Raw genomic sequence first — 20338 nt, 5'->3', positions numbered from 1 at the left:
AGAATGTTTCGAAGCGTGTGCCTCAACTGGCCGTGCGGTATTCCTTGTAGCCGGGGACCCAGTCCTGCATCAGCTTCATGAAGGGGAGTTCGGCGTCGAGTTGGGCGCAGATGCCGATGGAGCCGCCCAGGACGCGGAAGATCATGACATGTTCGGCCGGGAGTTGCAGGGCGCGAGCGGTTTTGATCATTTCCTGGTTGGAGATGTCGGTGGCCTTGCCCGCCACGCGCTGCATCCATTTACGGGTGAAGTGGAAGGTCTCGGTCTTGATGGGATCGGTGAACGGGCGCAGGTAGTCCTGAATCTCCTGATGCGTCACCGTTTTTCCGGGGATCACCCAGCCGTTGGTGGTCATCAGCGTGACCAGCTCGTCGAAGCGCTCCTCGACCGCGAGCGCCACCATCTGCCCGAGCTCGGGCGGGAATCCGTTGGGCAGGGGGGCGCAGGCGCCGTAGTCGATGACCGCGAGACGGCCGTCCTCGAGCACCATGAAATTGCCCGGATGCGGATCCGCGTGCAGCAGCCCCGCGATGGCCGGTGCGGAGAAATGGAATTCACCCATCTGGGCCGCGACGCGATTGCGCAGCTCGAGCGTGCCCGCCGGATCCTCCATGCCGCGGGTGATGATCGTCGAGACCGGGGTGGCGTTCTCCAGCCACTCGGTGACGATCACCTTGGGAGCGCTGGCGATGACCTTGGGGACCAGGAAGCGCGGATGCCCGTCGAAGGCCTTCGCGAACTGCCGCTGATGCCCGCCCTCGATGCGATAGTCGAGTTCTTCCTCGGTGCGCTCGCTGATCTCGGCCAGCACCGGCTTCACATCCGCGCCCGGAATGAGCGAACCGATCATGCCCGCCATGCGATTGAGGGTCTTGAGATCCGAGCGCAGGGCTTCGTCCGCGCCCGGGTACTGCACCTTCACCGCGACCGTGCGGCCGTCGGACCAGACGGCCTTGTGCACCTGCCCGATGCTGGCCGAGGCGGTCGGCGCGTCGTCGAAGTCCTTGAACCGCTGCCGCCAGCCGGTGCCCAGCTGCTGATCGAGCTGGCGGTGCACCGCGGCCGTCGGCATCGGGGGCGCGGCGGCCTGCAGCTTGGTCAGCGCCTCGCGATAGTGCTCGCCGAACTCCTCGGGCACCGCGGCCTCGAAGACCGACAGTGCCTGACCGAACTTCATGGCGCCGCCCTTGAGCTCACCCAGTACCGCGAACAATTGTTCGGCGGCCTTCTGGTTCAGCTCGGCGTTGATCTCGGACTTGTCGCCCCCGACGAGTTTGCGGCCGAATCCCACGGCGGCCCGGCCCGCGATACCCAGTGGAATCTTGGCCAACTTGGCGTTGCGGGAGGAGCGCTTGCTCACAATCTCTGACACGCCACCATCATGCCGATGTCCCAGACGGTTCGCCATGGGAATTGACCGTTCTCGCGGGTGGGAGCGGTAAGTGGGATCCATCACATCCGAGCCTTCCGGCTATGGCCGCACGCGGCCGGTTCGGGGCCGGGGACAGCGAATTCGGCTGGGAGAGCGGCTGGAACGCGCGGCAACCGCACCGCGGATGCGCGGGCCACGGCCGCCGTGCGATGCGATAGATCTCCGGGTCCAGTTCCAGCGTCGTGTCCAGGGTCACCGGCGGCCGATCGGCCGCGCCGCGCATGATCGCCGCGATCTCCGCCAGGGCCAGCGCCGCCGTGGCCGCGATGACCGCCGGCGCGGCGTACCCGGCCCGCCCCAACAATTGGGCGGACAGGTGCGGCCACTCCGGCTCGCGATCACAGCGGTGCAGATCGGCGCAACGCAAACAACTGGAGGTACCCGGCAGCACCAGCGGCCCGACAACCCCGCGCCCGTCCCGGATCCGCACCTGCAGATGCGGAATGCGCCTCCGCACCAGCTGCTGCGTCAACGCGGGATCCGGCACGAGCGCGTCGGCCAGCACGACGAGCCCGGCCGCCTCGCCCGCGCCGCCGCCGCGCGCCTTGCGAGGACCACTGCCGCGTGAATCACGCGGGCCGCCGCTGTGCGCCGTGCATGGCCCGCCGCTGTGTGAATCGTGCGGGCCACTGCTGTGTGCCGCGTGTAGACCACCGCTGCACGGCTCACCCGCCCCGCTGCCATGTGGCTGGAGCAGGCCGAAGGCGTTCGTATCGTGGGATCGGCTGGGCCGCAACCCTATTCGCTGTACCCCGGCCAGCAGTGCGTCCGAGAGCGGGCCGCGCCCGTGCACGCGCACCGAACGGAGCCGGGCGGGTGGCGGCGCGTCGTGCAGCAGTCCGGCCGCGCTCAGCTCGTCCAGCAGCGCGTCGGTGAGTTCCTTCGCCAGGCCGAAAGCCGCCGCCTCGGAACGGATCTGCGCCCGGGTGTGCATGCCGTCCAGCAGGCGTAGCAGCTCCCAGAGCTGGTGCGGAGTGCCCGGGGCGCGCAGCACGAGCGCGTGCTCGGGATCCCAGCCCAGCTGCACCGCCCCGTCGGTGCGCCGCAGCACGGTGATTCGCGGATCCAATGCGGGCCCCGAGGTCCGAGCGAGTGTGGTCATAGCTTCGAGTCTGCGCGACCCGGAGAACGCGAAAACCCAGGGAAACGCTTGATCACCAGCGCTTTCCTGGGTTGTCCACAACTTCACGATCGAGCTTGCCCGCGTTATCCACAGGCCGTGCCGCTCGCGAGCGACCGGCGGTCCGCGTCGTCGACGGATCGTCGGCGCGCCCGCGCTACCGACGCGCCCGCGCGCCGTCAGGCATTGCCCGGCGAATCACCTTCCGGCTCATCGCCATCGGCCTTGCCGCCATCGGCCGAATCGGCCTCCGGCTTGTCCCCGCGCCCCTCGCGCTCGGCCTTCTCCCGAGCCTCGGTCGCGGCCAGCTGGGCCAGCGGATCGTCGAAAGCCGTTGTGCCGCCGCCCAGGATGGTGTCGATGAACCCGGCAGGGGAGTCCAGATCGCTGGAATCGGGCAGCAGGTCCGGATGCGCCCACACCCCGTCGCGCTTGTCCACGCCGGCGTCGGTGGTCAGCCGCCGCCACAGCGCCGCCGCCTCGCGCACCTTGCGCGGACGCAGTTCCAGCCCGACCAGGGTGGCGAAGGTCTGCTCGGCGGGCCCGCCGGTGGCGCGGCGCCGGCGCAGCGTCTCCGCGAGCGCGCCCGCACCGGGCAGCCGGTCGCCGACAGCGTCGGTCACCACGGTCTCCACCCAGCCCTCGATCAGGGCGAGCAGGGTTTCGAGCCGTTCCAGCGCGGCCTTCTGCTCCGGCGTGGTCTGCGGTTCGAAGGTGCCCTGCGCGAGCAGTTCCTCCAGCTTGGACGGGTCCTGGGCCAGGGTCATCGGATCGAGCCCGGCCGCGGCCTGCTCGATGGCCGAGAAATCCATCTTGATGCCGCGCGCGTAATCCTCCACCGCGCCCAGCACCTGCTGGCGCAGCCACGGCACGTGCGCGAACAGGCGCTGATGCGCCGCTTCGCGGGCCGCGAGGAAGACCAGGATCTCGCTCTCGGGCTGTTCGAGCCCGGCACTGAACTCGGCGATGGCCGTGGGCAGCAGCGCCGAGGTGCCGTCCGGTCCGAGCGGCAGGCCGATGTCGGTGGAGGTCAGCACCTCCTTGGCGAGCTGGCCCAGGGCCGAGCCCAGCTGCGAGCCGAAGGCCAGGCCGCCCATCTGCCCGAGCATGCCCATCATCGGGCCGGCGAATTCCTTGGCCTCGGCGGGCAGGGTCGCGGTCCACATGCCCGAAACCTGTTCCGCGACCGGATCGCAGAGCCGCTTCCAGGTCGGCAGCGTCTCCTCGATCCAGTCGTTCGGGGTCCAGGCCACCGACCTGGTGGCCCCGGCCGGCAGCGTGGTGGCCGCGTCGAGCCAGAGTTCGGCCAGATGCGTGGCATCGGTGACCGCGCGCTGGGCGCCCGCGGTGATCGGGGCGACGGTGGCCCCGAGCTGCTGGCGGGCCAGGCGCTTGGCGAGGTCGTAATTGACCGGGCCGGAACTCGCGCCGGGCTGGCTCATGCTGGTGAACATCTGACCCAGCTGACTGAGCATCTGGCCGAGCTGCGAGGGGTCGAAACCACCGCCGGGCTTGGAGGGGTCGAACGCGCCCCCGAATTGCGAGGGATCGAAGCCGCCCGGTCCGAAGCCGAACGGATTGTTCGCACCGGAACCACCGGACCCGTCGCCCGGCTTGCGCTCCGGATCGTCGTCACGGTTCGAGAATCCGAACGAAGAATCACTCATAGTCACTACGGTACTGGAGCCCCGCATGGCGCGAACCGCCGAGCGGAGCGCGGCAATCGGGTGCATGACAAGTACCCTTGGCCGCGTGAACCGTCGGATATTCACCCTGCTCGCCGCCTTGATACCCATTCTGGTGCTGGGGATCGCAGGCAGCGTCGTCACCGTTCCGTTCGTGGCGCTCGGACCCGGGCCGACGTTCAACACCCTCGGTGAGGTGAACGGAAAACAGGTGGTCGAGGTGCGGGATGTCCCCGTCGATCCCACCACCGGTAACTTGAATATGACCACGGTCTCAGTTCGCGATCAGCTGAATATTTTCGAGGCTTTCGGCCTCTGGCTCGACGGTGAGCACGGTCTGGTTCCGCGCGCGGAGGTGTATCCGCCCGGTGTGTCCCGCGAGAAGATCGACGAATCCAATCAGCAGGAGTTCAAGGACTCCGAAGACAATGCCGAATTGGCGGCGCTGCATTACTTGAAGATGCCGACGGTGGTGCGCTTGCGCGCGGTGACCGAGGACGGCCCCGCCAAGGATGTGCTGCACAAGGGCGACGAGCTGGTGACCGTGGACGGCAAGCCCATCGCCGCGGCCAAGGACGTGGTGTCGGCGGTGTCGTCGGCCAAGCCGGGCACCGCGATCCCGGTGGTGTTCCGCCGCGACGGCGTGCAGCAGAGCGCGGAGATCACCCTGGGCGCGCGCCCCGACGACGCGAGCAAGGGCTACCTGGGCATCACCCCCGGCGAGTTCGCGGCCGGCCCCCTGCAGGTCGACTTCAATCTGGCCGAGATCGGCGGACCCTCGGCGGGCCTGATGTTCACCCTGGCGCTGATCGACAAGCTCACCCCCGGCGAACTGTCCGGCGGCAAGTTCGTCGCGGGCACCGGCACCATCGACCCCGAGGGCAAGGTCGGCCCCATCGGCGGCATTCAGTACAAGATGATGGCCGCCCGCGAGGCCGGCGCCGAAACCTTCCTGGTCCCGGCCGCCAACTGCAACGAGGCCGCCCAGCGCACCCCCGACGGCCTGCGCCTGGTGAAGATCGAAAACCTGTCCGGCGCAGTGCAATCCCTCGACGACATCAACGCCGGCCGGGACACCGTCGGCTGCGGCTAGACCGCCGCCGAACCCCGTGCAACGCACTCGCGCCCGCTGTCCAGGACAGCGGGCGCGGTCTGCTCCGGGCGAGCTCTACTCCTCGGGCTCGTTCTCCAGGGTCTGCTTGAGCGCCTCGATCAGGTTCGGCGCGAGGTTCGGCGCCGTCCGCAGGTCGAGGTCGCCGAAGGGGTCCTCCTCGTCCTCGGCCGGACGCACCTGCAGCAGCGACAGCGAGGTCCCGTCCCGCAGGACGCCCGCGTACAGCCGGGCGTCGCGCCGCCCGGGGTGGGCGACCGCGGCGCGGCGGCCCGCGTCGTCGGCGGCGTCGGGGTCCGCGAGCAGCGGGGCGATCGCGTCGTCGAGGGTCTGCTCGGCGGCCGGGGGCAGCACCACGATCTGCTGCACCAGCACGCAGCCCTCGACCGCCATCGGCCAGCTGGTGGTGCCCAGGAATTCGTCCAGCGCGCGCGGATGATCACCGGAGATGTCCTCCGGGAACGGATCCTGCGCGATGGGAGTCAGCGCGCCCTCGGCGTCGAGCTGATCGAGCAGCGCCGGTTCGGCCGCCACCAGATCGGCGGTGGGCACCAGCGCGAACATCTGCGGCGGCCGGTCCCACCCTTCACCGTCGGCGTATTCGGCGATCTCACGAATACACCGGTACAGGGCGGACGCGGCCCACTGCTCAGGGTTCACCCGGCAATCCTCCCAAGCCTGCGGCCCCGCCCCCACACCGGGGTTTGCCGCCGTCCGGCCATCGCGAGTCGATCTTTCCCGCCTCCGCGCGGACAGTCATGTGAGGTGTTCGGCCCGCGGGCGGGCGATTTACGTAGAGTGGGGCGCGAAAGGTCCCCTGGGACCGACTCGCATCATCGGACTGCGCTGCCCCGGTCGGTATTTCCGGCGCGGGCTCGCCGGACCCTGGGAGAGTGGCATCGTGGGCATGCGCCCCCCGACAGGCTTACCTTCGCTGTCACGCCGCAGCCGTGTGCTGTTGGTGACGGCTCTGGCGCTGGCGGCACTACTACTGGTCGGGCCTCGACTCACCGACGCCTATACGAACTGGCTCTGGTTCGGGGAGGTGGGTTTCCGGGGCGTGTACCACCGGGTCCTGCTCACCCGGGTCCTGCTGTTCCTGGCGGTGACGGTCGTCGTGGCCGCGATCATCTGGCTCGCCCTGCTGCTGGCATATCGTTCCCGCCCGGTCTTCGTGCCGGTGACCGGACCGGGCGATCCCATCGCCCGCTATCGCACCACCGTCATGAGTCGGCTGCGGCTGTTCGGCATCGGGATTCCGCTGCTGATCGGCCTGCTGTCCGGGCTGGTGGCACAGGGCAACTGGGCCACGGTGCAGTTGTTCCTGCACGGTGGTTCGTTCGGTGTGCGGGACCCGCAGTTCAATCTGGACGTCGGCTTCTACGCCTTCGATCTGCCGTTCTACCGCATGGTCCTGAACTGGCTGTTCGTCGCCGTGGTGATCGCGTTCTTCGCGAATCTGGTGACGCACTACGTCTTCGGCGGGCTGCGCCTGGCCGGGCGCGAGGGCACGCTGAGCACCGCGGCCCGGGTGCAGCTGGCCGTGCTGGCCGGAATGTTCGTGCTGCTCAAGGCGGTCGCGTACTGGTTCGACCGGTACGCGCTGCTGTCGAGTCAGCGCAAGGAGCCCACCTTCACCGGTGGTTCGTACACCGACATCAACGCGGTGCTGCCCGCGAAGCTGATCCTGCTCTCGATCGCGGTCATCTGCGCGCTGGCGTTCTTCGCCGGAATCGTGCTGCGCGATCTGCGGGTTCCGGCCATGGCGGCGGCGCTGCTGGTGCTGTCGTCGGTACTGGTCGGCGCGGTGTGGCCGCTGCTGGTCGAGCAGTTCTCGGTGCGCCCGAACGCGGCCACCAAGGAGAGCGCCTATATCGAGCGCAACATCGAGGCCACGAGGCAGGCGTACGGGCTCACCGATGACAAGGTCGAGTACGTGCCGTACGGCGGTGTGGGACAGGCGACCACGCCCGGCGGCAAGGTCGCGGTCGCGGACTCCGAGACCATCAAGAACATCCGCCTGCTCGATCCGAACCTCATGACCCAGACGTTCGTGCAGCGCAATCAGCAGCTGCAGAACTTCTACGGTTTCCCGGATCCGCTGGACATCGACCGCTACACGATCAACGGCGAGGTGCGCGACTTCATCGTCGCCGCACGTGAACTGGTGCCGCAGAACCTCTCCGGCAACCAGACGGACTGGATCAACAAGCACACCGTCTTCACGCACGGCAACGGCTTCGTGGCGGCCCCGGCCAATCAGGTCAACGCCGCTCCACCGAAGGAGGACAAGCAGGCCCAGCAGGCGGCCGGCAGCGAGTCCGGCGGCGGCTACGGCTATCCGGTCTTCAAGATCGGTGATCTGGACACGGTCAGCGACACCTTCATCCCGAAGGACCGCCAGGCGATCCCGGTGAACGAGCCGCGTATCTACTACGGCGAGCTCATCGCCAAGTCCGATACCGACTACGCGATCGTCGGCGCCAACGGCCAGGCCCCGCGCGAGTACGACACGCCCACCGCGCAGAACACCTACACCGGCAAGGGCGGCGTGGCGATCGGGAACTGGTTCAACCGGTTCGCGTTCGCGGCCAAGTACGCCGAGCGGAACATCCTGTTCTCCGGCGCCATCGGACCCGATTCGAAGATCATCTTCAATCGCAGCCCGAAGCAGCGCGTCGAGCAGGTCGCGCCGTGGCTCACCACGGACGGCGACATCTACCCGGCGGTGGTCGACGGTCGTATCCAGTGGATCGTGGACGCCTACACCACGCTCGACAACTTCCCGTACTCCCAGCGCACCTCGCTCGACGGCGTGGTGGAGGACAGCATCGACCAGACCACCGGCCGGCTGCTGCCGCGCAAGGAGGTGTCCTACATCCGGAACTCGGTGAAGGCCACGGTCGACGCGTACGACGGCACCGTCACGCTCTACGAGACGGACAAGAACGACCCGGTGCTCAAGGCGTGGATGGGCGTGTTCCCCAACGCCGTTCAGCCCGAGAGCGCCATCTCCGACGAACTGCGGTCGCACTTCCGCTACCCGGAGGACCTGTTCAAGGTCCAGCGCGAGATGCTCTCGAAGTACCACGTGAACGATCCGCGTGAGTTCTTCACCAACAACGCCTTCTGGTCGGTCCCCAACGATCCGACCGCCGAGGGCGCGGGCGCGGGTGCGCATCAGCCGCCGTACTACGTGCTGCTGGGCAACACCAAGTCCGGGAAGCCGCAGTTCACGCTGACCGGTGCGATGGTGGGCTACAAGCGCCAGTTCCTGTCGGCCTACATCCAGGCCAACTCCGATCCCGAGAACTACGGCAAGCTCACGATTCTGCGATTGCCCAACGACTCGCAGACGCCGGGCCCGGGTCAGACGCAGACCTCGATGACCACCGACGGCGAAGTGTCACAGGCCAGGAACCTGCTCACCACGGGCAACACCAACAAGATCAGGTTCGGCAACCTGCTCACCCTGCCCGTGGGCGACGGCGGCATCCTGTACGTCGAACCCTGGTATCTGGAACGCAATTCGGCGGGTTCGAACGCGCCGTCCTTCCCGCAGCTGGTGAAGGTGCTGGCCAGCTATCAGGACAAGGTCGGCATGGGCGCCACCGTCAAGGAGGCCCTGGACAAGGTGCTGCCCGGCAGCGGCAGCGCGGCGACCGATCAACCGGGGCAGGTGGTCGTCCCGCCCAATCAGGGGACCACGCCGCCGAACAACAACGGCGGTACGGCCCCGGCGCCAGGCAAGGAAGCGGCCATCAAACAGATCGACGATGCGCTCAAGACCGTGAGTGACGCGCAGCGGTCCGGCGATCTGGGCGAGTTGGGTAAGGCGCTGGAGAGTCTGCAGCGCGCGGTCGACGCCTACGAGAAGGCGGGCGGCTGATACCAGGGCTCTCGCTCGCTACCCGGTGAGCGAGAGCCGCACGCACGACCCCGGGGCCCGCGGGCCCCGGCGGAACAACGAAAAGCGCTGCCGTCGAACTCGACGGCAGCGCTTTTCACTTCTTCCGGTATGGGGAAGGAAGTCCGATCTCAGCGGCCCCAGGACTCGATGAGGGCGGCGTTCTGATCCAGGATCTGGTGGTACTGGCCCTGTACGCCGAACTGCTCGGCAAGACCGCCGGCGACGCTCTTGGCCTGGTCGATCATGGCCTGGCGCTCGGTGGGCGCGGCGACGACCGGCTCGGGCACGGCCGGGACCTCGGGGGCCTCGGGCGCGGAGACGCCCGCGCGCAGGAAGCGGCCGCAGTGCGGCCACGCTCCGACGCCCTGGCTGGCGAGCACGTTCTCCGCGACGCGGATCTGCTCATCCTTGCTGGCCTGGTGGGCCATGCCGGTGCCGCCGTTGGCGGCCCAGGTGCCGGGGGAGAACTGCAGGCCGCCGTAGTAGCCGTTGCCGGTGTTGATGCCCCAGTTGCCGCCGCTCTCACACTGGGCCACACCGTCCCAGTCGTGGGCGGGTGCAGCGGAGGCGGTGGCGGAGAAGCCGAACGGGACGGCAACAAGTGCGCCGGTCACGGCCGCGAGGCCGAGGACGCGGGAGTTGATCTTCCGGTTCTGTTTCATGGTGGTTTCCCTCCCTGCGCCTGCCAACCCGGCGAGCGGATCCGCCGTGTCCCTGTCCCCAGGGGGTCGTGGCACCTAACCGCGGGACAGGGTTTCCGACGTGCAGCGGTTCGGTTCGGAGCCCGTCACAGGTTTGATCAGGGCCGAGACAGACGATAACGAGTAAATCTCGGCAGATCACGTCTTGATAACTCCAGAATTGCATGAAGCGAATAACCCGAAAAACTGGGTTCATGCAGGCTGGCTATGCTGCATTTCGATATTCCAACCGGTCTGTTATACGGCTGTGATGTGATATGGATCACGAGGTATTTGTGGGGCCGGTCACGTTTTCCCGGCCCTCCGGCTGGGGATCAGCGCGCGCACGCGCGCCGGGGTGTGGTTTGTCACTCGATCCACGCCCCGGCAACCGCCCGGCCGCACCGGAATCCGTCCCCGCGCACCCCGCGTGATCATCTCTTCGCAACCCGGAAACCGCGTGTGACCAGACGATTTGCCCCATCTACGCAGCCGTGTGTAATGTGGTGTTCACCGACGCGGGGTGGAGCAGCTCGGTAGCTCGCTGGGCTCATAACCCAGAGGTCGCAGGTTCAAATCCTGTCCCCGCTACTAACGAAGTGGCCCGGAACCAAATGGTTCCGGGCCACTTTCGCGTTCTGCGGATGATTCTCGATGCCGTCGCGCCGCACCCCTCGATCAGGGGGCGGTCGGTGCTCGGGCGCTCAGGTGCTTGCCGCGGGGCGGCGGGCCGGCGGCCACCTGTCGGCCCTCGGCACACGGCACCGACCGACCGGCCCCGCCATCGACTCTCGGTGATCGCAACCCTGCAACCGTCCGGCGTCGGCGCGCACACTCGATGCGAGAGGCCAGGCGGGACCGACGAAGAGGGACCATGCGGATCGAGCAGCTCGAATACGTCCAGGCCGTGACCCGGCTGGGGTCACTGCGGCGGGTGGCCGAGGAATCGCACCTGTCGCAACCGGCGCTGAGTGAGACGCTGCGGAACCTGGAGCGCGAGCTGGGCGTGGATCTGCTGGACCGGCGGCGGTCGGGGGCGCGGATCAGCGATCAGGGCCGGGAGTTGCTGCCCTACATCGCGCAGGTGCTCGACGCGGTGGACCTGTTGCGGCGCGCGGCAGACGAACAGCATCGTGTCAGCCGCATGGTGCGGGTCGGGACGGTCAACGCCGCGACGGTGTCGCTGGTGCTGCCGGCCATCCGCGAGTTCCGGGAGGCGCATCCGCAGACGCAGGTCGAGGTGGTGGACGCCCAGCAGGCCGAGATCCACACCGCGCTGCGCGAGGGGAGTTTCGATCTTGGGCTGGTGAACTACCTGCGCGGTGACGACCTCGCCCCCGAGTTCCACTGCACCGAACTGCTGCGGGGCCGGCCGGTCGTCTGCGTGCGCCCGGACAGCCGGCTCGCGGCCCTGCCCGTCGTCGGGGTCGACGATCTGCTCGGTGAATCGCTGATCGTCATGCGATCGGGATATGTGATGCACCGGTTCGTCCACCGCCTGCTGGACGGCCGGCAACCCCTGTTCTCCTATTCCACCGACGGCGCGGAAATGGGGAAGATCATGGTCGCGAAAGGCTTGGGGGTCACGGTACTTCCCGATTACAGCATCGCCGGCGATCCCCTGGCGGAAACGGGGGTGATCACCTGGCGGCCGCTCGATTGCCGGGCCACCGAAGTGGTGCTCGTGGCGCAGCGGCGCAAATCCTCGGCCCTGCCGCACGCGGCGCGCTCCCTGCACGACGTCCTGGTCCGGCGCGCCGGTTCGCTCGGCGCCCGAGCGGCCTGAGCGCTCTGAGCGGAGCCTGCCCGGCGTGGTAGGGAAAACTTATCACTGCATCGAAAATGCCTGTTGGACAGCACATTTGACTACTCCTAGGCTGGTGATCATGAGCAATAGAAGCTGTTGTCGCGGCACTAGTTGACCGCGCCACCCTGCGCGCGGGAATTCCTTCCACTTCACCGACCTCACGATGGAGCATCCTGTGTCCGCGGACAATGACGAAAATATCGCCGCCGAGCCCCTGAAATTCGCCTACTGGGTTCCGAATGTAAGTGGGGGCCTGGTCGTTTCGAATATCGAGCAGCGCACCGACTGGGGCTACGAGTACAACAAGAAACTCGCCGTGCTCGCCGAGAACAACGGTTTCGACTACGCGCTCACCCAGGTTCGGTACATGGCCAGTTACGGTGCGGCATACCAGCACGAATCGACGAGTTTCAGCCTCGCCCTGTTGCTCGCCACCGAACGCCTCAAGGTCATCGCCGCCGTGCATCCCGGGCTCTGGCAGCCGGGGGTGCTGGCCAAACTGATCGCCACGGCCGATCACCTCTCCGGCGGCCGCGCCGCGGTGAACGTGGTCAGCGGCTGGTTCAAGGGCGAATTCACCGCCCTCGGCGAACCCTGGCTCGAACACGACGAGCGCTACCGGCGTTCGGAGGAGTTCATCGAGGTGCTGCGCCGGAGCTGGACCGAGGACGCCGCGCAGTTCGCGGGCGACTTCTACCGCCTGCGCGGCTACGACCTCAAACCCAAACCCCTTGTCTCGGAAGGCCGCCCGCACCCGGAGATCTTCCAGGGCGGAAACTCCACCGCCGCCCGCGCCATGGCCGGGCGCGTCTCGGACTGGTACTTCAGCAACGGCAAGGACTTCGACGGCATCACCGAGCAGATCACCGAGGTGCGCGCCGCGGCCGCCGAGCACGGCCGCACGGTGCGATTCGGGCTCAACGGATTCCTCATCGCCCGCGACACCGAGGCGGAGGCGAAGGACACGCTGCGCGAGATCATCGCCAAGGCCGACCCCGAGGCCGTGGCGGGCTTCCGGGGCGCGGTGCAGCAGGCGGGCAGCTCCACCGGCGACAAGCGCGGTATGTGGGCCGACTCCAGCTTCGAGGATCTCGTGCAGTACAACGACGGGTTCCGCTCCAAGCTCATCGGCACGCCCGAGCAGATCGCGCATCGGATCGTCGAGTACAAGAAGCGCGGGGTGAACCTGCTGCTCCTGGGATTCCTGCACTACCACGAGGAAGTCGAGTACTTCGGCAGTCGCGTGCTGCCCCTGGTCCGCGAACTCGAGGCCGATCTGGCCTCCGGTGCGGGTGCCCCCGAGCCGGTGGGAGCGACGCGATGACCACCGTGGAAACGCAGACCACCACCGACGCCGAACTCGACGCGATCTTCGGGCCGATCTTCGAGCGCATCGCCGCGGGTGCGGTCGCCCGGGAGGCCGACCGGCAGCTGCCGTTCGAGGAGATCACCTGGCTGCGGGCGGCGAAGTTCGGCGCACTGCGGGTGCCGGTGGAACACGGCGGTTACGGGGTCACCGTACGCCAGCTGTTCCGTCAGCTCATCGCGCTGTCCGCCGCGGAATCGAATCTGCCGCAGGCGCTTCGGGTGCACTTCTCCTTCGTCGAGGACCAGCTGCTGGCCGAGCCGGGGCCTGCGCGTACGGACTGGCTGCGTGCGGTGGCGGAGGGCACGCTGGTCGGCAATGCCATCACCGAGCCGGGGGTCGGCGCGGTCGACCGCTATCGGACACGGCTCACGCGTGACGGTGAACGGTGGCGGCTCGACGGCACGAAGTTCTACAGCACCGGCTCGCTGTACGCCGATTACATTCTGGCCGCCGCTGATCGGGACGGCGAACGAGTCGGCGTGCTGGTCGACGCGAACGCCGAAGGCGTGCGGCAGCACGACGACTGGGACGGGTTCGGACAGCGCCTCACCGCCAGCGGCACAACCGAATTCAGTGACGTGACGGTGACCGAGGATCGTATTCTCGGGCCCGGCTACGGCGCCCCGGGAGCCACCTACGCCACCTCCTACCTGCAACTGGTTCAGCTGGCGGTGCTGGCCGGCATCGCGCGGCGCGCGGAAAGCGATACCCGCGAATGGGTGTCGGCCCGCACCCGCGGCTACACCCATTCGGCGGCGGATCTCCCGCGGCGGGATCCCCTGGTGCAGCAGGTGATCGGACGGCTGTCGGCGGCCGCGTTCGCCGCCGAGGCGAGCGTGCTGGCGGTCGCCGACGTGCTCGACGCCGTGCTGGCCGATCGAGCGCGGGACGAATCACTCGTGGTGGCAGCCGAACTCGCCGCCGCCCGCGCACAGCTGGCGGTCATCGATCTGGTGCTGCCGGCGACCACGCTGCTGTTCGAGGTGGGCGGCGCGTCCGCGGTCTCGGAAAGCCTGCGCCTGGATCGCCACTGGCGCAACGCCCGCACGATCTCGGTGCACAATCCGGCCATCCAGAAGGCGCGTGCCATCGGTGATCACCTGCTCAACGGGTCGGACCTGCCCTTCGCCTGGAGCGCGGGGGATCGGTCGCCCGCCACCGAGGTACCGTCGTGACGCGCCGTATCCGATTCAACGCCTTCGACATGAACTGCGTCGCGCATCAATCTCCCGGCCTGTGGCGGCATCCCGAGGATCAGTCGCACCGCTACACCGACCTCGCCTACTGGACCGAGCTGGCGCGACTGCTCGAGCGCGGGCGGTTCGACGGCATCTTCATCGCGGACGTGCTGGGCACCTACGACGTGTACGGCGGCGACGATGTGGCTGCCCTGCGCCAGGGCGCCCAGATCCCGGTCGCTGACCCGCTGCTGCTGGTCTCGGCGATGGCCGCGGTGACCGAACATCTCGGGTTCGGCATCACCACCGGCACCGGTTTCGAGCATCCGTATCCGTTCGCGCGCCGCCTGTCCACCCTCGACCATCTGACGAAGGGCCGGCTGGGCTGGAACGTGGTGACCGGGTATCTGCCTTCCGCCGCAAGGAATTTCGGCGCGGACGATCAGCTCGATCACGACGAGCGGTACGACCGGGCCGACGAGTACCTGGAGGTGCTCTACAAGCTCTGGGAAGGCTCCTGGGCGGACGACGCCGTGGTCCGCGACACCGAACGCGGTGTTTACGTGGACCCGGCGAAGGTGCATCACATCGGGCATCGGGGCAGGCACTACACCGTGCCGGGCATCCACCTGTCCGAGCCGTCGCCGCAGCGCACACCGGTGATCTATCAGGCGGGGGCCTCGCCGCGCGGGGTGCGGTTCGCCGCGGAGAACGCCGAGGCGATCTTCGTCGCCGGGCCGTCCAAACGAGTGCTGGCGCAGACGGTTTCCCGCATCCGCGACGCGCTCGAAGCCGCCGGGCGGGACCGGTACTCGGCCCGCGTCTACGCGCTGGCCACCATCGTCACCGATGCCACGGACGAGGCGGCGCAGCGCAAGCACCGGGAGTACCTGTCCTACGCCAGCGTCGAGGGCGGGCTGGTGTTCATGTCCGGCTGGATGGGCATCGACCTGTCCACCTACGACCTCGACGCGCCGATCGGGCAGGTCGAGAGCAACGCCATCCAATCCGCGGTGGCGGCGTTCCAGGAGTTCGACGACGACGGCCGGGAGTGGACGGTCCGCGATATCGGCCGCTGGGCCGGAATCGGCGGCATGGGACCGGTTTTCGTCGGCTCCGGGGAGACGGTCGCCGATCAGCTGCAGGACTGGGTGGCCGACACCGACCTGGACGGGTTCAACCTGGCCTACGCCATCACCCCGGGCAGCTTCGAAGATGTTGTCCGCCATGTCGTTCCGGTGCTGACCGATCGGGGCGTCTACGCCACCGACTACGTGCCGGGCACCCTGCGCAACGCGCTGTTCGAGGCGGGGGACCGGTTGCCGGGCGAACACCGGGGCACGCGCTACCGCCTCGGCGGTCCGGCGTCCACCGCGCTGCCCGCATCGGAATCTCGTTCGGGAGCAGCCGAATTCGCTTCACCTGGCCGCGACACGACGACCACCGCACCAACTCCGACAGGAAGGGAGATTCACGCATGACAACGCCAACCTCCACCCGCTCGGCCGCCGTGATCGGAGCCGGGCAGACCGGCGTCACCGCCGCCCTGGGCCTGCTCGACGCCGGCTTCGAGGTCACCCTCTACAGCGACCGCGACCAGCGCGCACTGCGTGACGACGTCCCCGCCACCGGCACCGCGCTCGAATTCGGCGAGACCCAGCAGGCCGAAGCCGCGCTCGGCCTGGACACCTACACCGCTCGCGCACCCCGGCACACCGGGCTCAGCGTGCGGATCGCGGGCCCGCAGCGCGAGGAGCTCATCCAGTTCGACGGGCATTTCGAGGGCTACGCGGGCGTCGCGGTCGACACCCGGCTCAAGGCCGACGAACGCCTGACCGCCTTCCGCGAGCGAGGCGGCCGCTTCGTCGTGGAGCAGATCACGCCCGAGTCCCTCGACGCGATCGCCGCCGCGGCCGACCTGACCCTGGTCGCCACCGGTCGCGGCGGCCTGTCCGACCTGTTCCCGGTCGACGAGTCCCGCAGTCCCTACACCGCGCCGCAGCGCTCGCTGCTCACGGTGACGGTCACCGGTCTCGGCCACGACGAGAGCGTGTTCGCCCATCGCAGCCGGGCGGGCGGCGCACACAGCGGTTTCTCGATCCTGGCCGATCAGGGCGAGGGCTGGTGGGGCCCGTACCTGCACAAGGACGCGGGTCCGAGCTGGGCGTTCCTGGGCTGGGCGCGCCCCGGTAGCGAATGGGAGAAGCGTTTCGGCACAGCGGATTCCGCCGAGTCCGCGCTGCGGGTCGTGCGGGATCTCTACCGTGATCACATCGACTGGGACCTGCCCGAGGTGCTGGCCGCCGAGGTGATCGCCGACGACCCGCACTCGTGGCTGAAGGGCGCCGTGCGCCCGGTCGTGCGGGCCGGGGCCGGGCACACCGCGGGCGGGCATCCGGTGGCTTCGCTCGGGGACACCTCCGCCGCCTACGACCCGATCGCGGGACAGGGCGCGCAAAGTGGGCTGATCCAGGCGCAGCGCCTGGTGGCGGCCGCGGCCGTGCACGATGGGCCCTTCGACGCGGAGTGGATCACCCGGCAGTATCAAGCGTTCCTGGCTGCCCGCGGTGATGCCGCGAACCGGGTGACGCGCCTGTTCCTGGGTGATCCGGAGTTCGCCGATATCGGCGGCAACCTGTTCGCCGCGGCCGCCGTCGACCCGCGCTTCGCCTCGGCCCTCGTCGGGCTGCTGCATCGCCCGGCACCGTTCCAGCGGGTCGACTCCCTCGACACAGCCGGGCAGTTCATCACCGAGGTCACCGGCGAGGACGCGGCCGCGCTGCTGGCGTCCTTCGAACCCGCCGGGCGGTTCAGCCGTTCCACCTTCACAGGCAGTCTCACCGCCACCACCTGACCGGCGTCCGCGTTCCCGCGCGGACGAGCCGTGACCACCACCGAGAACACCTGGGGCACAAGATGACCGAGATCGCCGAACGACCGGTGACCGCGCGCGTGATCGCCGACGCCGACGAGGCGCTGGCGGTCGCGGCCGGGTTCGCCGAACGGCTCGCCGCCGGCGCGGCGGATCGCGACGCCCGGCGCGAACTACCGCGCGCCGAGTTGGACGAGCTGTCCGCCAGCGGGCTGCTCGGCATCACGGTGCCCCGCGAGTTCGGCGGTGCACAGGTGCCGACCGCCGTCGCCGCGGAGGTGTTCCGGCTGCTGGCGTCCGGTGACCCGAACGTCGCGCAGATCCCGCACAGTCACTTCGTGTACGTGAACGCGTTGCGGCAGAACGGCACCGACGCACTGCAACGCCTGCTGTTCGCGGAAGTGCTGGCGGGGAAGCGATTCGGCAACGCCCAGTCCGAGCTCGGGACCAAACACGTGCAGGACTACCGGACCCGGCTGCGGTCGGATCCGGCGGGCGATCACGTCCTGGACGGGGTCAAGCACTACTCGACCGGAGCGCTGTTCGCGCACTGGATTCCGGTGCTGGCCAAGGACGACGCGGATCGGATCGTGGTGGCCTACGTACCCGCCGACGCCGACGGGCTCACCGTCGTCGACGACTGGGACGGCATGGGCCAGCGCACCACCGCGAGCGGCACGGTGCACCTCGCGGGCGTCCGCGTGCCCGCCGAACACGTGGTGCCGCACCACCTCACGTTCACCGGGCCGCAGCTCTACGGTGCGCGCGCCCAGATCCTGCACACCGCGATCGATGCCGGTATCGCTCGCGGGGCGCTCACCGAGGCCGCGGAGTTCGTCCGCACCCGGAGCCGGCCGTGGTTCGAGGCCGGGGTGGAGCACGCGACCGACGACCCGCTCACCGTGCAGCGCTTCGGGGAACTGGAGGTGAGCGTGCGCGCTGCGGAGGCGCTGCTCGCGGTGGCGGGCGCGGCCATCGACCGGGCGCAGGAGGATCTCGACGACGCCGGCGCGGCGGCGGCCTCCATCGCGGTCGCCACCGCCAAGGCCGCCGCCGACCGGGCCGCCCTCGAGGTGACCAACGCGCTCTTCGAGGTCGCGGGCACCCGCTCGGCGCTGGATTCGCTGAACCTGCACCGGCATTGGCGCAACGCGCGCACGCACACCCTGCACGATCCCGTGCGCTGGAAGATCCAGCACATCGGCCGCTTCGTGCTCACGGGTACGCCGCCGCCGCGGCACGGCGTCCTCTGAAGGCCCGCTCACTCCCGGTCCGCTCCGCGATCAGCGCCCGCCACCTCGGCCGCGGCGGCGCTGCCGGACGCCCTCGATCCGCAGAACGGATGCTGAAACATGTTGCGGTTCCACTGGTTTCTACCCACCTACGGCGACAGCCGCTATCTCGTGGGCGGCGGTCACGGCACGACCGTCACCGCGGCGAGCGGTGACCGCCCCGCCGACATCGGCTACCTCGCCCAGATCGCCCGCGCCGCCGAGCATCTCGGCTTCGAAGCGGCGCTGACCCCGACGGGGGCGTGGTGTGAGGACGCCTGGCTCACCACGGCCATCCTCGCCCGCGAATCCGAGCACTTGAAGTTCCTGGTCGCCTTCCGTCCCGGTCTGGTGTCGCCGACGCTGGCAGCCCAGATGGCCGCCACCTATCAGCGGCACACGGGTGGCCGGCTGCTGCTGAACGTGGTCACCGGCGGTGAGGATCACGAGCAGCGCGCGTACGGCGACCATCTCGACAAGGACCAGCGCTACCGGCGCACCGGCGAATTCCTGACGGTCGTCCGCCGGCTGTGGGCGGGGGAGCGGGTCACGCTGGCGGGCGACCACATTCACGTCGCCGACGCCGCCCTGGATCGCGTTCCGCACCCGATTCCGGAGATCTACTTCGGCGGTTCTTCCCCCGCCGCCGGGCGGGTCGCCGTCGACCACAGCGACGTCTATTTGACCTGGGGTGAACCGCCGGACGCCGTCGCCGCCAAGCTCGACTGGATCCGCGCGCTGGCTGCGGCGGCGGGTCGCACCCCGCCGCGCTTCGGCATCCGGCTGCACGTCATCACCCGCGACACCGCCGCTCAGGCGTGGGCCGAAGCCGACCGGCTCGTCGATGCCCTGGACCCGGCGGCCATCGCCGCGGTTCAAGCGGGGCTGGCCCGCAGCGGCTCCGAAGGCCAGCGGCGCATGCGCGCCCTGCACGGTGGCACCGTCGCCGATCTCGAGGTCTCGCCCAACCTCTGGGCCGGTGTCGGTCTCGTCCGCGGCGGGGCGGGCACCGCCCTGGTGGGCAGTCACGCCGAGGTCGCCGCACGGATCGAGGAGTATCACGCCCTCGGAATCGACGAGTTCGTGCTCTCCGGGCATCCGCATCTCGAGGAGGCCTACTGGTTCGGGGAGGGTGTGCTTCCGATCCTGGGCCGAAAGGACCTGTGGCGGCATCCGTTCCGCGATACCGCCGCCGCGGGCGCGGCGCGGGTGCCGTTCGCGCACTGAACGCGACCGTGCCGCGGCATCGGGCCCGGGAAGTTCCCGCCACCAGCGAAGTGGCCCGGAACCGAGCGGTTCCGGGCCACTTTCGCGTGCGCGTGTCTGCCTCGGTTCACGCCCGCTGGGCACGAACGCCCGTACGATCCGGGCGGGTCGAGGCGGTCGCCGAAGGCGCGGTGCGGGGCCAGGTCCAGGCGAACCGCAGGATGAGGGCGAGCAGGACCAGCTCCAGCGCGACACCGAGGCCGTAGAAGAACAACCACGTCTCGCCCGACACGTTGAAGACCGTGACGGGGACGTAGAGCACGGCGACGGCCAGGTTCGCGACGCGGCTCGCCCCGGCGGGCAGGATCATCGACAGCGCGATCATGAAGATCGGGACGGCCATGAGGGTCAGCGCCGTGATCGAGAAGGTCTGGGAGACATCGAACTCGAAGACCTTGCCGTCGAGGATCTCGTCGATGACGCCGGGTGTGTAGAAGTTGAGAATGTCCACGTAGACGTACAGGAACATGAAGCTCGCCCAGCACGCGGCGAGCTTGGCGCGCACCGGGATCGGCGGGTCTTCCAGTGCGGAGGTGGGGTGACGCGTTGTCATGGCGGGCTCCGTTGCTGCTGTGGGTCGGTAGGTCCACGATCGTCGAGCCCGGCGGCGGGCACACCCGCCCGGAGGCCGGAGTTC

Annotated in this window: 15 protein-coding genes and 1 tRNA gene; 10 read left to right on the top strand and 6 right to left on the bottom strand. The window is 69.0% G+C overall.

Features of this window, described 5'->3' with window-relative positions:
- Positions 1 to 22: 22 nt before the first annotated feature.
- The 3 genes from ACFVBH_RS14025 to ACFVBH_RS14015 all read right to left on the bottom strand — a co-directional run bounded on the left by ACFVBH_RS14025 (position 23) and on the right by ACFVBH_RS14015 (position 4219).
- The gene (locus ACFVBH_RS14025) at positions 23 to 1408 is read right to left on the bottom strand and encodes an AarF/UbiB family protein (protein ID WP_354991402.1); all 1386 of its coding nucleotides are present in this window, start codon (positions 1406 to 1408) and stop codon (positions 23 to 25) included.
- Positions 1380 to 2534, bottom strand: coding sequence for a TOMM precursor leader peptide-binding protein (locus ACFVBH_RS14020; RefSeq protein WP_379001998.1), 1155 nt, complete (start codon positions 2532 to 2534; stop codon positions 1380 to 1382). Before ACFVBH_RS14020 ends, ACFVBH_RS14025 begins: the two co-directional genes overlap by 29 nt.
- 197 nt (positions 2535 to 2731) lie before the next feature.
- On the bottom strand, positions 2732 to 4219 hold the full coding sequence (locus ACFVBH_RS14015; protein WP_379001997.1) for a zinc-dependent metalloprotease: 1488 nt from the start codon (positions 4217 to 4219) through the stop codon (positions 2732 to 2734).
- A gap of 85 nt (positions 4220 to 4304) precedes the next feature.
- Here ACFVBH_RS14015 and ACFVBH_RS14010 point away from each other — a divergent pair, with 85 nt between their 5' ends.
- Complete coding sequence (locus tag ACFVBH_RS14010) at positions 4305 to 5330, top strand: PDZ domain-containing protein (RefSeq protein ID WP_354991405.1); 1026 nt, start codon at positions 4305 to 4307, stop codon at positions 5328 to 5330.
- A 75-nt stretch (positions 5331 to 5405) separates the two neighbouring features.
- Here ACFVBH_RS14010 and ACFVBH_RS14005 read toward each other — a convergent pair whose 3' ends face one another.
- Positions 5406 to 6008: a PPA1309 family protein gene (locus ACFVBH_RS14005; protein WP_354991846.1), complete on the bottom strand. Its 603-nt coding sequence runs from the start codon at positions 6006 to 6008 to the stop codon at positions 5406 to 5408.
- Positions 6009 to 6249: 241 nt separating this feature from the next.
- Between ACFVBH_RS14005 and ACFVBH_RS14000 the strand changes: the two genes are divergently transcribed.
- Positions 6250 to 9237: a UPF0182 family protein gene (locus ACFVBH_RS14000; RefSeq protein WP_354991845.1), complete on the top strand. Its 2988-nt coding sequence runs from the start codon at positions 6250 to 6252 to the stop codon at positions 9235 to 9237.
- A gap of 149 nt (positions 9238 to 9386) precedes the next feature.
- Here the strand turns inward: ACFVBH_RS14000 and ACFVBH_RS13995 are convergent, their stop codons facing one another.
- Positions 9387 to 9920, bottom strand: a complete 534-nt coding sequence (locus ACFVBH_RS13995) for a transglycosylase family protein (protein WP_379001996.1) — start codon at positions 9918 to 9920, stop codon at positions 9387 to 9389.
- A 535-nt stretch (positions 9921 to 10455) separates the two neighbouring features.
- Between ACFVBH_RS13995 and ACFVBH_RS13990 the strand changes: the two genes are divergently transcribed.
- The 8 genes from ACFVBH_RS13990 (at position 10456) to ACFVBH_RS13955 (ending at position 19662) form a co-directional block, all read left to right on the top strand.
- Positions 10456 to 10529 (top strand) — tRNA-Met (locus ACFVBH_RS13990).
- 283 nt (positions 10530 to 10812) lie between these two features.
- Positions 10813 to 11724 carry a LysR family transcriptional regulator gene (locus ACFVBH_RS13985; RefSeq protein WP_379001995.1) on the top strand — a complete coding sequence of 304 codons (912 nt, stop codon included), beginning with the start codon at positions 10813 to 10815 and terminating at the stop codon, positions 11722 to 11724.
- A gap of 196 nt (positions 11725 to 11920) precedes the next feature.
- Entirely contained in the window at positions 11921 to 13069 is a 1149-nt protein-coding gene (gene sfnG, locus ACFVBH_RS13980; protein ID WP_379001994.1) for a dimethylsulfone monooxygenase SfnG, read from the top strand.
- Positions 13066 to 14289, top strand: coding sequence for an acyl-CoA dehydrogenase family protein (locus tag ACFVBH_RS13975; RefSeq protein WP_379001993.1), 1224 nt, complete (start codon positions 13066 to 13068; stop codon positions 14287 to 14289). Before sfnG ends, ACFVBH_RS13975 begins: the two co-directional genes overlap by 4 nt.
- Positions 14286 to 15773, top strand: coding sequence for an LLM class flavin-dependent oxidoreductase (locus tag ACFVBH_RS13970; protein ID WP_379001992.1), 1488 nt, complete (start codon positions 14286 to 14288; stop codon positions 15771 to 15773). Before ACFVBH_RS13975 ends, ACFVBH_RS13970 begins: the two co-directional genes overlap by 4 nt.
- Positions 15770 to 17146 (top strand): styrene monooxygenase/indole monooxygenase family protein, encoded by a 1377-nt coding sequence (locus tag ACFVBH_RS13965; RefSeq protein WP_379001991.1) that lies wholly within the window; start codon positions 15770 to 15772, stop codon positions 17144 to 17146. The genes ACFVBH_RS13970 and ACFVBH_RS13965 overlap by 4 nt, the downstream gene beginning before the upstream one ends.
- 62 nt (positions 17147 to 17208) lie before the next feature.
- Positions 17209 to 18417 carry an SfnB family sulfur acquisition oxidoreductase gene (locus ACFVBH_RS13960; RefSeq protein WP_379001990.1) on the top strand — a complete coding sequence of 403 codons (1209 nt, stop codon included), beginning with the start codon at positions 17209 to 17211 and terminating at the stop codon, positions 18415 to 18417.
- A 99-nt stretch (positions 18418 to 18516) separates the two neighbouring features.
- On the top strand, positions 18517 to 19662 hold the full coding sequence (locus ACFVBH_RS13955; protein WP_379001989.1) for an LLM class flavin-dependent oxidoreductase: 1146 nt from the start codon (positions 18517 to 18519) through the stop codon (positions 19660 to 19662).
- Positions 19663 to 19768: 106 nt separating this feature from the next.
- Here the strand turns inward: ACFVBH_RS13955 and ACFVBH_RS13950 are convergent, their stop codons facing one another.
- A complete protein-coding gene (locus ACFVBH_RS13950; RefSeq protein WP_379001988.1) occupies positions 19769 to 20254 on the bottom strand; it encodes a DUF6326 family protein in 486 nt (161 codons plus the stop codon).
- Positions 20255 to 20338: the final 84 nt, after the last annotated feature.

This window comes from Nocardia sp. NPDC057668 (genome assembly GCF_042799795.1).
GTDB lineage: Bacteria > Actinomycetota > Actinomycetes > Mycobacteriales > Mycobacteriaceae > Nocardia.
The sequence above is the reverse complement of the archived record's forward strand: the minus strand, read 5'-3'. Positions and strand labels throughout refer to the sequence as shown.